The following is a 14,567-nucleotide window of genomic DNA, read 5'->3' as shown; positions in this document are numbered from 1 at the left end:
CACACAGCGTTCACCAAGGCGTTGCCAGGCGAATGCAGAGTCTTCCGTGCAGCACACATCCCTGTCCACGAGAACGGACCCTCCATGAGTCTCCTGTCTGGCGCCAGCACCCGGCGCAGATCCACCACCCTCCGCGTCGGCGGCGCAGTCCTCGGGGCGGCGCTCCTCGCGGGTGCCTCCTTCATGGGCACCAGCACCGCCACCGCGGCCACGAACACGCCGACCACGAACATCTCCACCGGCGGCCCGATCCACATCCTGCTCGGCGTCGGCGCGACCGAGAGCCAGCGCATCGCGTCCTGGTACTTCCCGACCAACGTCGCCCAGTCGGTCGAGATCCAGAAGACCGACTCGATGACCGGCGGCGTCTTCACCGACGCGAAGAAGACCATCGGTGCATCGGCGACCGCGAACACCGCGGCCGACACCAGCACGACCGACAGCAGCACGAAGACCATCGCGGGCATCACCAACGAGGCCGGCTACGTCAACGCGCACGCGGTCATCGACGGCCTCGAGCCGAACACGACGTACACGTACCACGTCGGTGCCGCGGACGGCTCCGCCTGGTCGACCCCGTACACGTTCACCACGAAGAGCTTCAGCGGCGACTTCGACTTCCTGTTCTTCGGTGACCCGCAGATCGGTTCGTCGGGCTTCGTCGACGACGACGGTGCCGGCTGGGCCGACACCCTGGAGTACGCGACGACCAAGGAGAAGGACGCCGAGCTCCTCGTCTCCGGCGGCGACCAGGTCGAGAACGCGAACAACGAGTACCAGTGGGGCGCGTTCGCCGACAGCAGCGACGTGCTGAAGCGCTACCCGTGGGCCTCCACCATCGGCAACCACGACGTCGGTGGCAAGTCGTACGAGCAGCACAACCAGCTGCCGAACTCGCTCAAGGTGCCGGACTTCTACCCGGGTGGCAACACCACCACGAACTCGGGCGGCGACTACTGGTACATGTACAAGGGCGTCCTGTTCATCGACATCAACTCGAACGCCTACTCGGGCGGCTCGGACGCAGCGCACGTGAACTACGTCCGCGACGTGATCACCCGCCACGGTGACGACGCGAAGTGGACCGCGCTGGTCTACCACCACTCGATCTACTCGCCGGCCGACCACGCGAACGACAAGGACAACCAGCAGCGCCGGTTCGACTTCACGCGTGCGTTCTCCGACATGGGCGTCGACATCGTCCTGCAGGGCCACGACCACTCCTACTCGCGCAGCTACGCGATCAAGAACGGCAAGAAGGCCAACCCGGACGAGCAGCCGGGCGCTGACGAGGTCTTCGCCGGCCCCGGTGGTGTCATCTACCTGACCGCGAACTCTGCGTCGGGCTCGAAGTACTACGACCTGACCACCCCGGACTCCACCCAGGGCAGCTACGGTCCGGACCCGCTCGACCCGACCGGCCAGCGTCACTTCGCCAACTCGGTCGAGAACCAGGAGCACGTCCGCACCTACGTCAAGGTCGGCGTCACGGACGACAACCTCGCCGTCACCACGGTCCGCGCCAGCGACTGCACCACCCTCAACTCGGCCGTGCAGCACGGCAAGGTCGACAGCTGCGGCGTGACCCTGAAGCCGACGGCCTCGGCCGACCCGGCGCCGATCGGCTCCACGGTCGACGCGTTCACGCTCGACGCCAGCACCCCGGCGACGACGACGACCCTGTCGGTCTCCGCCGCCAAGCAGCCCTACGGTGCGGTCAAGCCCGTGCAGGTCACCGCCACCATCGGCGACGGCATCGGCGCCACCTCGGGCCAGGTCGCCTTCACGGACGGCACGACGCCCCTCGGCACCGCGAAGGTGGTCGGCGGCAAGGCCGTCATCACCCTCCCGGCGAAGCTCACCGTCGGCACGCACGCCATCAGTGCGGCCTTCACGAGCGACTCCGACTGGACCGGAGCCGACTCCGCGACGACGACCGCCACCACGGTCACCGTCGTCCGGGCGACCTCGACCACCAAGGTCACCTACAGCAACGGCAAGGCGACCGTCACCGTGACGGCCCCCGGGCTGACGGTGAACGGCACCACGAAGGTCTACGAGGGCTCCAAGACCCTCAAGTCCTTCTCGGTCCACGGTGGGACGGCCACGGCCACGATCCCGCTCGGCAAGGGCACGCACGAGCTGCACGCGGCCTTCGCCCCGACCAAGTGGATCGCGGGCAGCACCAGCCCGACCATCACCACGAAGGTCAAGTGAGCTGACACGCTCACCGGAGGGCCCCGCGACCTCGGTCGCGGGGCCCTCCGCCGTGCGACCCCGGGACCGGACCAGGTGACGGACGGGAGGCTCGGTGCCCGCCCGCACCGTGCCTCCCGTCCGTCACCGCGCCACCCCGGCGACCAGCGCTACCCGTCGGACGGACGCAGGTCGTCGACGGCAGTCGTCGAGACGCGGTGCTCCGCACCGTCCCGCGTCGTGTACCGGACGGTCGCGTCCGTCGGCAGGTCGTCGACGTGGCGGACGGTCCAGACCGCCGCCCACTGGCCGTCCCGCAGCACGGCTGCGGTCCGCTGCCCGTCCGCGTCGACCGTCACCGCGGTCACGTCGGCGCCGGCCTGCCCGACGAGCATCCCGTAGGCGTGGTGGGTGTCCTCGGCCTCGCCGCCCGACACCGATCCCGACGTGAGCACCCGGTCCGCTGCGAGTCCGGCGTGCAGGCGGTCGCCGCCGACGGTCTGCAGCTCGCCCTCGTCGTGGACCTGCGTGACGACCCGTGGCCCGTCGACGGTGAGCTCGAGGTCGATCGGCCCGGCGGCCGCGGTGAGCAGCGCCGGCCCCGTGGGGAGTACGAGCGACGACGGTCTGGCTGGCATCTCGGCGGCGTCGACCGACCCGCTGAGGAAGCCCCCGACCACGCAGACGGCGGCGGTCAGGACGACCGCGCCCGTCCCGATCGCGGTGATGTAGACGATGCGGTTCTTCATGCGACGGAGGCTTCCTGACGAGGCGAGCTGAGGACGAGGAGGGTGCCGACGACGAGCGCCAGCAGTGCGGGGAGGTGGTCCACGAACGGCAGCCACGTGACCGTGATCCGACCGGCGAACTGGTGCGTCACGACGGACAGCAGCGTCGGCAGGACGATCGCTGCCCAGCGGGCACCAGGGCCGGCGGTGCAGAGCAGGAACGCGGCGAGACCCGCGGTCGGCAGGATCCAGTCCCCGGGGACGAGCGTCGGGCCGAGCCACACGGGTGCCGTGCCGACGACGACCGCTGCGAGGACGAGGAGCGCCGTGACCGGGGCCGTGACGGCCGCTCGACGCGTGCCACGGACGACCAGCACCGCCGCGACGGCGAGCGCCGGCAGGACGGACCCGAGCAGGGCGTCGACCGCGATGAACCCGTACCAGCCCCACTGACCGGACCCGAAGTGCCCGCCGAGGCGCATCTCGAACGCGACGGCGACGAGGACGGAGACGACCGCGGCAGCCACGACGATGACCGGGGCGACCGGTCCGTCGCCCGGGCGCCGGGCGGTGCGTCGCACGATCGTGGTGAGCAGCGCGCCGCGGGCGACCTGGCCGGGGCGGAGGCCGAGCTCGTGGGCGTCCCGCACGTCGGCGGCCCACTGCTCGCGGCGGGTGGTGCGCTGGTCTGCCGGTGACCAGGCCACGGCGAGCGCGAGGACGTGCTCGTGGAGGCTCATGCGGTCACCACCGTCCCGACGCGGGTGGCACGAGCGGGGCCGGTGGCACCGGTGGCACGGGACGGCCGCTCGGTGCGGACCCACGACCGGCGGAGGTCCTGGGCTGCCGCACGGCCGTCCGGGGTGAAGGCGTAGAGACGGCGTCGGGGGCCGCGGTGGTCGGGGTCGTCGTCCCACGAGGAATCGACCCACCCCCGTTCCTCGAGGCGTTCCAGGATCGGGTAGACGGTGCCGGTCGGGCGTCCCGTCTCCTTGACGACGAGCAGGCCCCACACGGGGCCGTCGTTCTCGAGCAGGGCCGTGAGGACGTCGACCGTCGGGGCCGTGATGCGTTGCAGGGGTTCCACATCACTGACTCTACGTATGTAGGACAGGCACGTCAAGTCGCCCGTGGAGGCCGCCGACGCGAGAAGTTCACACGCGGGCCGTCCGTGTCACGTGCCCGAAACAGCCGGGCAACGGCGACGACACAGCCCAGCACGACACTTGGTCGCACTACCTGTCACCCGACAGGTACTCCGCGAAAGGTCTGAAGCCATGCGCTCTCCAGAAGCTCCGCTCCACGCACCGCGCGCCACCACGTCGACCGGCTCCGCCGGCCCCGACACCCAGGACACCGCTCGGATCGGCTACGAACAGGAACTGCACCGCGGGGTCGGCTCGTTCTCCTCCTTCGCGGCCGGCTTCTCCTTCGTGTCCATCCTGACCACGGTGTTCCAGCTCTTCGGACTCGGCTTCGGGCTCGGTGGTGCCGCGTTCTTCTGGGCGTGGCCGCTCGTCTTCGGCGGCCAGCTGCTGGTCGCACTGAACTTCGCGCAGCTCGCCGCCCGGTGGCCGATCTCCGGGGCGATCTTCCAGTGGTCGAGCCGCCTGGCCGGGTCCCGGTTCGGCTGGTTCACCGGCTGGACGATGATCATCGGCCAGACCCTCACCGTCGCGGTCGCCGCCATCGCCGTGCAGGCCGTGCTGCCCGCGATCTGGAGCGGCTTCCAGATCGTCGGCGGGGCCGGAGCCGACCCCTCGCTGGCGTCCGCGACGGGTGCCGCGAACGCCGTGGTGCTCGGCCTCGTGATGCTCGTCGTGACCACCGTGGTCAACATCACGAGCGTCCGGCTGATGGCCCGCGTGACGAGCTTCGGCGTGCTCATCGAGATCATCGGCGTCGTCGTGCTCATCGGAGCGCTGTTCCTGCTCCCCCACCGCAGCGCGAGCGTCGTGTTCACCAGCGTCGGGTCCTCGAGCACCGAGCCGTACGTCTTCGCGTTCCTGGCGTCCTCGCTGATGGCCGCGTACGTGATGGTCGGCTTCGACTCCGCGGGCGAACTGGCCGAGGAGACCCACAACCCGCGCCGGACGACCCCGAAGACGATCGTCCGTGCGCTGACGGTGTCCGGGCTCGGCGGCGGGCTGCTCATCATCGGCGCACTCGTCGCAGCCCCGAGCCTGACCGACGGCAAGCTCGCCACGCAGGGGCTGGCGTGGGTGATCACGTCGACGCTCGGCGAGGTGGCCGGTCGACTCCTGCTCTGCACAGTCGCCGTCGCCGTGTTCGCGTGCACCCTGGCCGTGCAGACCGCCGGTGCCCGCATGGTCTTCTCGATGGCCCGCGAGGGAGCGCTGCCGTTCCACCGCACGCTCGCGAAGGTCTCCCCGCGTACCGGCACCCCGATCGCCGCATCGATCGTCGTCGGTGTCGGCGCCGGACTCGCCCTCGCGGTCAACATCGGGCAGTCCGCGATCTTCACCGCCCTGTCGAGCCTGTGCATCGCGATGCTCTACCTGGCCTACCTCGGGGTGACCGGGCCCTTGCTGGTGCAGCGCATCCGGCTGCGGCGCGGAGGCTTCCCGACCGGTGTCGACGAGGACGGCAAGCCGCTCTTCACGCTCGGCCGGTGGGGCATCCCGCTGAACGCCCTGGCCGTCGCGTTCCAGATCGGCATGGCGGTGAACCTCATCTGGCCCCGCCCGGAGATCTACGACCTCACCGGCAACTCCTGGTGGCTGCAGTACAGCGCGCTGCTGTTCATCGGCGGCGTCCTGCTCGTCGGTTGGGCCTGGTCGTCGTGGCGGCACCGGGCACACGGACCGCTCACGCTCGCGCACGTCCCGACCACGGCCGCCGTGCCGACCGCCGTGCCCGCCGCCGCCGAGGCCTGACCTGCCGCGGCGCCCCGGCGCCCCGGCGCCCCGGCGCCCCGGCGCCCCGGCGCCCCGGCGCCCCGGCGCCGCACCGGCACCACCCCGCCCCACCCGCTCCACCACGAAGGACCCCCATGCGTGACCTCCACCAGACCGACAGCGTGACCGCCTCGCGCTCCGACGCCCGCGCGCAGGCCGGGTCGCAGTCGGAGTACATGCCCTGGCTGCCGGCGTCGACGTCCCCGTTCGTCCCCGAGGGCGTCGACCCCGCCGACCTGGTCTGGGCCGAGACGGTGGCTCCCGGCGGGTACACGCACCGGGTCCTCGCCCGCGGCTCCCGCATCCGCCTCGACGACCCGACCGGGGACGCCTGCGCGAACACGGTCGTGTACAACGCGCTCGAGCCGTGGGAACGCCTCAACGTCGCGGACACGCAGAAGATCCCGTGGCAGGCGTACCTCGGCGCCGGGTCGCCGCTGCTGAGCGGGGACGGTCGGGCCCTCGCCACGATCGTGGAGGACACCTCCGGCCGACACGACGCGTTCTGCGGCACCTCGACCGACGCCTGGAACACCGCGAAGTACGGCGACGCCGCCCCCGAGGGGCCGTCCCCGAGCGGCCGGTCGCTGCTGGCGAAGGCCGCCGCCAAGCACGGGCTCACCAAGCGCGACCTGCCGCCGAGCATCTCCTTCTTCCAGGGCGTGCGGGTCGACCCCGAGGGCGCGCTGGAGCCGGTCGGGTCGGCAGGGCCCGGGCGCCACGTCACGCTCGTCGCAGAGCTCCCGCTGCTGGTCCTCATCGCGAACGTCGCGCACCCGCTCGACCCGCGGCCGGACTACGTCGTGGGGCCCCTGCGCGTGCACGCCTGGCGCGGGGAACCGACCACGGCGGCCGACGAGCGCTTCACCGCGACGCCGGAGCTGACCCGCGCCTACCTGAACTCCATCGACCACGCGGAAGCACGAGGCTGAGACGATGACCGACACCATCACCTCCACCGTCCCCGTCGGCGCCGTGCACGCGCCCGACGCCGTCCTCGACTGGAGCGAGTCGCTCGTGCCCGGCACGGTCGTCCGTGACGACCGGGTCGCGCCGCTCGCGCCGTGGTCCGCCGTCGTGCGGGCCGGCGAGGTGCTCACGATCGTCGACGTCGGCGGCAACCAGAGCGCCGACTGCCTGGTCTACGACGCGCACGACCCCGACGAGCGGTACAGCGTCCCCGACACCCTCGTCGCGCAGGGCAACGCCTACGTCCGCACCGGCACGGTCCTGATGTCGAACGAGGGCCGGCCGCTGATGACCGTCGTCGGCAACGAGATCGACCGCCAGGACACCATCGGCGGCGCCTGCTCGAAGGAGTCGAACACGCTCCGCTACGGGCACCACACGGCGTACCAGCACGGCTGCAGGGAGAACTTCCTCGCCGAGGCGGCCCGACACGGCCTCGGCGTCCGCGACCTGGTCTCGAACCTCAACTGGTTCATGAACGTCCCGGTCGAGGCGGACGGCGCCCTCGGCATCGTCGACGGCATGAGCGCCCCCGGCAAGCGCGTGGCGGTCCGGGCGGAGCGTGACGTGCTCGTGATCGTGTCGAACTGCCCGCAGATGAACAACCCCTGCAACGACTTCTCCTGCACGCCCCTCCGGATGATCGTGGTGCAGCCATGACCGCCCTCGACACCGGCGCGACGCCGGCACCGACGCCCGACGGGCGTCCCGCCCTCAGCACCGACACCGTCCTCGTCGCCAACCGCGGGGAGATCGCCCGCCGGGTGATCCGGTCCGCCAAGGCGCTCGGCATGCGCACGGTCGCCGTGTACTCCGACGCCGACCGCGCCGCCGGCCACGTCCGCGAGGCCGACGTCGCCGTCCGCCTCGGCCCGGCCCCCGCCCGCGAGTCGTACCTGCGCATCGACGCGGTCGTCCAGGCAGCACTCGACTCCGGCGCCGGCCTGGTCCACCCCGGCTACGGGTTCCTGTCCGAGAACACCGCGTTCGCGCAGGCCTGCGCCGCGGCCGGCATCCGCTTCGTCGGCCCGACCGCGGACCAGATCGTGGCGTTCGGCGCCAAGCACACCGCCCGCGAGCTCGCCGCCGCGGCCGGGGTCCCGATGCTCGCCGGCACCGGGCTGCTCGCCTCAGCCGAGGACGCCGTCACCGCCGCCGACCGCATCGGCCTGCCCGTCATGCTCAAGGCCACCGGGGGCGGCGGCGGGATCGGCATGCAGGCCTGCGCCACGCTCGACGAGGTGCGCGAGGCCTACGCGAGCGTCGAACGCACCGCAGCAGCCGCCTTCGGCGCCGCCGGCATCTTCCTCGAACGCCTGGTCCGACCGGCCCGCCACGTCGAGGTGCAGCTCTTCGGCGACGGCGAGGGCCGGGTCGCCGTCATCGGCGACCGCGACTGCTCGCTGCAGCGCAGGAACCAGAAGGTCATCGAGGAGGCTCCGGCCCCGGCACTGCCGGACCACGTCCGGGAGGCTCTCCACGAGTCCGCCCGTCGGCTCGCGGCGAGCATCGGGTACCGCAGCGCCGGCACGGTCGAGTTCGTCTACGACCCGGTGCGCGAGGAAGCGTCGTTCCTCGAGGTGAACACCCGCCTGCAGGTCGAGCACCCGGTCACCGAGGAGGTCTACGGCGTCGACCTGGTCGAGCTGATGCTCCGGCTGGCCCGCGACGGCGCTGCCGGCATCCCCGACGACGTGTTCGACCGCCGCTGGACCCCGACCGGGCACGCCGTCGAGGCCCGCGTCTACGCCGAGGACCCGGCCAAGGGCTCGCTGCCGTCGAGCGGCCTGGTCACGCAGGCCGTCTTCCCCGCCACCTCGACCGACGACGGCACCGCGACCGGCATCCGCGTCGACGGCTGGGTCGAGACCGGCTCCGAGGTGTCGGCGTTCTACGACCCGATGCTGGCGAAGGTGATCGCGACCGGGGAGACCCGCGACGACGCCCTCGACCGGCTCCGGGACGCCCTCGCCGAGACCCGCATCGACGGCATCGTCACGAACGCGGGGCTCCTCCGCACGCTCACCGACGACCTCGAGCTCCGCACGGCGACGCACTCGACGTCCACACTCGACACGACCGAGGACCCGGACCCGCGCATCGACGTCGTGGTGCCCGGGACGATGACGACCGTGCAGGACCTGCCCGGTCGGCTCGGCTACTGGCAGGTCGGGGTCCCGCCGAGCGGCCCGTTCGACGCCGCGTCCTTCGCCGAGGCGAACCGGGCGGTCGGCAACCCGGACGGCGCCCCCGCGCTCGAGGTCACCGCGACCGGCCCCACGCTCCGGTTCTCCGCCGCGGCGGTCGTCGCCGTCACCGGGGCACCCGTGCCGCTGACCCTCGACGGCGAGCCCGTCGCGCTGTGGGAGCCGGTCGAGGTCGCCGCCGGACAGACGCTCGCCCTCGGGACTGCTCCCGGCCCGGGACTCCGGAGCTACCTCGCCGTGCGCGGGGGCTTCGACGTGCCGACCTACCTCGGCTCCGCGGCCACGTTCACGCTGGGCGGCTTCGGTGGCCACGCGGGCCGGGCCCTGCTCGCCGGCGACGTGCTCCGTCCCGGCTCCCCCGACTCCGACGCCCCGCACCCGGCCTTCCCCGCCGGCACGCGGCTCGGACTCGTCGGCGGCCCGACCCCGGCCGAGCACCGCACGGCACTGACGGACGCGTGGGAGATCGCGGTCACCGAGGGCCCGCACGCGGCACCGGACTTCTTCACCCGGGCGGACCTCGACGTGTTCTACGCCACCGACTACGGGGTGCACCACAACTCCGCACGGACGGGCGTCCGGCTCATCGGCCCCCGGCCGGGCTGGGCGCGGACGGACGGCGGCGAGGCCGGCCTGCACCCCTCGAACATCCACGACACCCCGTACGCGGTCGGCGCGATCGACTTCACCGGCGACACCCCGATCATCCTCGGACCGGACGGGCCGTCCCTCGGCGGGTTCGTCTGCCCCGCGGTGGTGGCCAGCGGCGACCTGTGGAAGCTGGGCCAACTGCGCCCGGGCGACACCGTCCGCTTCGTCCCCGTCCGCGAGACCGACGCCGCCGCGCTCATCGCGAACCGAGCCTCCAGGACGGTCCCGCGCACCGGACGCGACGGGCGCACCGGCGGTGACGGCGACGACGGGGTGCTGGCGCGCCTGGACGCGACCCCGACCCGACCGAGCGTGGCGTACCGCCGCGACGGCGACGACAACGTCCTGGTCGAGTACGGCGACATGACGCTCGACATCGCGCTGCGGATGCGGGTCCACGCGCTCATGACGAAGCTGCAGGAGCACACGCCGAAGGGCGTCCTCGACATCACGCCGGGCATCCGCTCGCTGCAGGTGCACACCGACGCGTCCGTGCTTAAGGCGCGCGACGTGGCCGGGCTGCTCCGCGAGCTCGAGGACGAGATCCCGCCGACGGACCAGCTCGTCGTGCCGTCGCGCACCGTGAAGCTGCCGCTGTCGTGGGACGACCCCGCGACCCGGCTGGCGATCGAGCGGTACATGAACGGCGTGCGGAACGACGCCCCGTGGACGCCCTGGAACATCGAGTTCATCCGGCGCATCAACGGATTGGACTCCGTGGACGACGTCTTCCGCACGGTGTTCGACGCGAGCTACCTGGTGCTCGGTCTCGGCGACGTGTACCTCGGCGCCCCGGTCGCCACCCCGCTCGACCCCCGCCACCGACTCGTCACCACGAAGTACAACCCGGCGCGCACCTGGACGGCCGAGAACTCCGTCGGCATCGGTGGCGCGTACCTCTGCATCTACGGGATGGAGGGCCCCGGCGGCTACCAGTTCGTCGGCCGCACCGTGCAGATCTGGAACCGCTTCCGCCGCGGCGGGCTGTTCCAGGAGGACCCCTGGGCGCTCCGGTTCTTCGACCGGATCGAGTGGTACCCCGTCGGTGCCGAGGAGCTCCTCGAGCTGCGGGCCGAGACCGACGCCGGCCGCGGGGACTTCGAGACCGTCGACGGCGAGTTCTCGATCGCGTCGTACGACCGGTTCCTCGGGGACAACGCGGACTCGATCGCGGCGTTCCGGGCACAGCAGGCCCGGGCGTTCGGCGAGGAGAAGGACCGGTGGCGGGCCTCGGGCGAGTTCGACGTCCGCGACGAACCGACCGTGGTCGTGCCCGACGCGGTGACCGTGCCCGAGGGGTCGACGGCCGTCACCGCACCGTTCACCTCGACGGTGTGGCAGGTGGACGTCCGACCGGGCGACCGGGTGGACGCAGGACAGAAGCTGTTGGCCGTGGAGGCGATGAAGATGGAGTCGATGGTGCACGCACCCGTGGACGGACACGTCCTGGAGGTCTACGTCACACCGGGCGAGCAGGTCGCGCCGGGCCAGGTCCTCGCCGCGATCGGGGCACCGGCATGAGCGCCGGCAGCGGTGTCGGCGGTGTCGGCGGTGTCAGCGGTGTCAGCGCGAACGCTGCAGGCACCGTGAGCACCTTGAGCACCGCGGCTGACCGCGTCCACGACGCCTTCGACCGGATCGCGGCGGTCGACCGCCCCGAGGTGTGGATCACCCTGCGTGACCGCGCCGACGTGCTCGCCGAGGCCTCCCGCGTCGACCCGTCGCTCCCCCTCGCCGGGCTGCTGTTCGCCGTGAAGGACAACATCGACGTCGCCGGCCTGCCCACGACGGCCGGCGCCAGGTCGTACGCGTACGAGCCCACGGCCGACGCCACCGCGGTCGCCCGACTGCGGGCGGCCGGTGCGGTCGTCGTCGGCAAGACGAACCTCGACCAGTTCGCCACCGGCCTGGTCGGCACCCGCTCCCCCTTCGGCGCCGTCCGGAACGCCTGGGACCCGACCAGGATCTCCGGCGGATCGTCGAGCGGGTCCGCCACGGCCGTCGCGCTCGGGATCGTCGACTTCGCGCTCGGCACCGACACCGCCGGCTCCGGTCGGGTGCCGGCAGCGCTCGGCAACCTCGTCGGGGTCAAGCCGACGAAGGGGCTCGTGCCGAACACCGGCGTCGTGCCGGCCTGCCGGTCGCAGGACTGCGTCACGGTGTTCGCGGCGTCGCTCGGGCTCGCCAGGACCGCCGCCGAGCTGATGACCGGGCCGGACGGCATCGACCCGCTCGCCCGCGAGGACCGCGCCCACGCCGCACTCCCGACGCTCCCGCGCATCGCCGTCCCGCTGCCGTCCCAGCTCGAGGGGCTCGCGGACGGGTGGGCCAGCGCGTTCGCCGCCGCCGTCGACCGCTTCCGCGCACTCGGGCACGAGGTCGTCGAGGTCGACATCGCCCCGCTCCTCGACGCCGCGGCGCTGCTCTACGACGGGGCGTTCGTCGCCGAGCGGCACGCGGCCGTCGGCGCCCACATCGAGGCGCACCGGGACCTCGTCGGCGAGGACCTCGACCCGTCCGTCGCGTCGATCGTGCTCGGCGGGGCCCGACCCAGCGCGTCGGAGCTGTTCGCCGACATGGCCCGGCTCGACGCCCTCGGGGCAGCGGGTCGCGCGGTGCTCGAGGGCACGACCGCGCTCCTGACGCCGACCACCACCTGGCACCCGACCCTCGCCGAGGTCGCCGCGGACCCGATCGGTGCGAACAGCCGGATGGGGCGGTACACGAACTTCGCGAACCTGCTCGACATGGCCTCGCTCGCGGTGCCCGCGGGCTTAGTCGACGGGCTGCCGTTCGGCGTCATGCTGACCGGTCCCGCGTTCACGGACCGCCGGCTCGCGGCGCTCGCCTCCGCGTTCCTCGCCCCCACGGTCGACCTGTTGGTGGTGGGAGCGCACCTCCGCGACCAACCGCTGAACGGCCAGCTGGTCGCGTCGGGCGGATCGTTCGTCCGGGAGGCCCGCACCGCCTCCGACTACCGGCTGTACGCCCTCGACACGGTGCCGCCCAAGCCGGGGCTGGTCCGCGCGGGCCCGGTCGGGTCCGGCAGGGGGCCCGCCACCGGCTCGATCGTCGGTGAGGTCTGGCGCCTGCCCGCCGCCGGCTTCGCGACCTTCGTCGCTGCGCTGCCCTCACCGATGGCGATCGGCACCGTCACGCTCGAGGACGGCTCCGACGTCACGGGCTTCCTCGTCGAGCCCCTGGCGGTCGTCGGCGCCGAGGACATCACCCACCACGGCGGCTGGCGTGCCTACCGGGAGCAGGGCTGACCACGGTGGCCTGGGAGGATGGGGCCATGCCCTCCGACGACCGACCGTCCCGCGTCGGACGTCCCCGCGCCGTGCCGGACACGAGCCCGGAGCTGAGCCCCCGCGACCAGATCCTCGACGCTGCGGCGGCGCTGTTCGTCGAGAACGGGTTCAGCGCGACCTCGACCCGCGCGATCGCCGAGCGCGTCGGGGTCCGGCAGGCGTCGCTGTACTACCACTTCGCGGGCAAGGACGACATGCTCGTCGAGCTGCTGACGACGTCCGTCCGTCCCTCGCTCGACGTCGTCCGTGACCTCGAGCAGCGCGTGCCGGGGTCGACGAGCGCCGCGGGTGCCCTCGCCGCGCTGGTGCTCATCGACGTGGACACGCTCGTGCGCACGCCGCACAACATCGGGACGCTGTACCTGCTGCCCGAGGTGCAGGGCGAGCGGTACGACGGGTTCCGCGTCGAGCGCCAGGAGCTGCAGGACACCTACGGCCGACTCGGCTCCCGCGCCGCCACCCCAGACGTGGCACTCACCCCGACGCAGCTCGGCGCCGTGCTCATCCAGCTCGCCGAGACCGTCATCCAGCTCCGGCGTGCCGGTCGGGTCGAGGACGAGGACCGCGTCGCGATCGTCACGACCTGCCTGCGCGCCTGCGGTCTGGACGCCGCTGCCGTCGCCGCTGCCCGGCACGACGCGGAGTCCCTGCTCGCTGCCGCTGCCGTCTGACGGTTCCGCTCCCGCCGCCTGACGGATCCGGTTCGCGTCCCCCGAGTTCCCCCGACCAGATCCGTCACGGTCCCGACCGAACTCCCCCGTCCCCGTGTCCCCGCGTCCCCGTGTCTCGGTGTCCCCGCCGCACGCAGGTTCCGACACCGCACGAGTCGATCGACGCCCGCCGTGTCGGACCATGCGGACGCATCCCCGCCGCACGCAGGTTCCGACACCGCACGAGTCGATCGACGCCCGCCGCGTCGGACCATGCGCACGCATCCCCGCAGCGCGCACGGGACGACACCGTCGATGTCGTACGACACCGACGGTGTCGCGTCGCGCCCGCACACCGACACCGGCGACCTCGGGCACGACATCGTCGAGGTCGTGCGACAACGACTTCGTCGCTCAGGCCGTCTCCCGCCCGCGACACCGCGACACCGCGCCCCCGACACCGACCGGGACACCCCCCTGGGACGGAACACCGGCGGGACGGGCAGAGTTGGAGGGGAAGCGCGTCCTCCGACGTGCGTCCCAGAACGACAGAAACGGTGCAGCATGACGACGACGGTCCTCCTCGATCTTCAACTCCGGAGCGACGCCTCACCCGAGGAGGTCGAGACGACGGTCCGCGAGACGCTCGCGCAGACCCGCCAGCACCACGGCTGCGAGTCGCTCGAGGTCCTGGTCGACGACGCCGACCCCACGCACCTCGTGGTCGTCGAGCACTGGACCACCACCGCCGACCACGACGCCTACGCCGCCTGGCGTGGCACCCCCGAGGGCGCCTCCCCGCTCGGCCAGGTCCTCGCTGCCCCCGGCGTGAAGCGCATCTACAGCAGCACGATCGAGCTCTCCTAGCGGATCGCGCCCGACGCGACCCGACGACGGACGGGAGGGTCACCACCAGCTGGTGGGGAGCCTCCCGTCC

The 14,567-nt window shown here is 72.6% G+C and carries 11 protein-coding genes; 8 read left to right on the top strand and 3 right to left on the bottom strand.

All coding sequences use genetic code 11. The features are described 5' to 3' along the window. Positions 1-84 precede the first annotated feature (84 nt). A complete protein-coding gene (locus ITJ68_RS12420; RefSeq protein ID WP_194661577.1) occupies positions 85-2,217 on the top strand; it encodes an Ig-like domain repeat protein in 2,133 nt (710 codons plus the stop codon). 149 nt (positions 2,218-2,366) lie between these two features. Here the strand turns inward: ITJ68_RS12420 and ITJ68_RS12415 are convergent, their stop codons facing one another. Genes ITJ68_RS12415 through ITJ68_RS12405 form a run of 3 tightly spaced genes read right to left on the bottom strand, consistent with a single transcriptional unit; the run spans position 2,367 to position 4,011 of the window. Further along, positions 2,367-2,945, bottom strand: coding sequence for a hypothetical protein (locus tag ITJ68_RS12415; protein ID WP_194661576.1), 579 nt, complete (start codon positions 2,943-2,945; stop codon positions 2,367-2,369). Next, positions 2,942-3,664: a hypothetical protein gene (locus tag ITJ68_RS12410; RefSeq protein ID WP_194661575.1), complete on the bottom strand. Its 723-nt coding sequence runs from the start codon at positions 3,662-3,664 to the stop codon at positions 2,942-2,944. The genes ITJ68_RS12415 and ITJ68_RS12410 overlap by 4 nt, the downstream gene beginning before the upstream one ends. After that, complete coding sequence (locus ITJ68_RS12405) at positions 3,661-4,011, bottom strand: PadR family transcriptional regulator (protein WP_194661574.1); 351 nt, start codon at positions 4,009-4,011, stop codon at positions 3,661-3,663. The genes ITJ68_RS12410 and ITJ68_RS12405 overlap by 4 nt, the downstream gene beginning before the upstream one ends. Before the next feature lie 190 nt (positions 4,012-4,201). Here ITJ68_RS12405 and ITJ68_RS12400 point away from each other — a divergent pair, with 190 nt between their 5' ends. The 7 genes from ITJ68_RS12400 (at position 4,202) to ITJ68_RS12370 (ending at position 14,497) form a co-directional block, all read left to right on the top strand. Further along, positions 4,202-5,821: an APC family permease gene (locus ITJ68_RS12400; RefSeq protein ID WP_228505463.1), complete on the top strand. Its 1,620-nt coding sequence runs from the start codon at positions 4,202-4,204 to the stop codon at positions 5,819-5,821. A gap of 116 nt (positions 5,822-5,937) precedes the next feature. Continuing rightward, positions 5,938-6,774 (top strand): urea amidolyase associated protein UAAP1, encoded by an 837-nt coding sequence (locus ITJ68_RS12395; RefSeq protein WP_194661573.1) that lies wholly within the window; start codon positions 5,938-5,940, stop codon positions 6,772-6,774. Between the two features lie 4 nt (positions 6,775-6,778). Continuing rightward, positions 6,779-7,471, top strand: coding sequence for an urea amidolyase associated protein UAAP2 (locus tag ITJ68_RS12390; protein ID WP_194661572.1), 693 nt, complete (start codon positions 6,779-6,781; stop codon positions 7,469-7,471). After that, positions 7,468-11,190, top strand: coding sequence for an urea carboxylase (gene uca, locus ITJ68_RS12385; RefSeq protein WP_194661571.1), 3,723 nt, complete (start codon positions 7,468-7,470; stop codon positions 11,188-11,190). The genes ITJ68_RS12390 and uca overlap by 4 nt, the downstream gene beginning before the upstream one ends. Continuing rightward, positions 11,187-12,938 carry an allophanate hydrolase gene (gene atzF, locus ITJ68_RS12380; protein ID WP_194661570.1) on the top strand — a complete coding sequence of 584 codons (1,752 nt, stop codon included), beginning with the start codon at positions 11,187-11,189 and terminating at the stop codon, positions 12,936-12,938. The genes uca and atzF overlap by 4 nt, the downstream gene beginning before the upstream one ends. A 26-nt stretch (positions 12,939-12,964) precedes the next feature. Then, entirely contained in the window at positions 12,965-13,651 is a 687-nt protein-coding gene (locus ITJ68_RS12375; protein WP_194661569.1) for a TetR/AcrR family transcriptional regulator, read from the top strand. Between the two features lie 543 nt (positions 13,652-14,194). Further along, positions 14,195-14,497, top strand: coding sequence for a putative quinol monooxygenase (locus ITJ68_RS12370; RefSeq protein WP_194661568.1), 303 nt, complete (start codon positions 14,195-14,197; stop codon positions 14,495-14,497). Positions 14,498-14,567 lie beyond the last annotated feature (70 nt).

It is taken from the genome of Curtobacterium sp. VKM Ac-1395, assembly GCF_015350975.1.
In the GTDB taxonomy this organism is placed as follows: Bacteria; Actinomycetota; Actinomycetes; order Actinomycetales; family Microbacteriaceae; genus Curtobacterium.
Note: the sequence above shows the minus strand (reverse complement) of the source record. Positions and strands in the feature narration are given on the sequence as shown.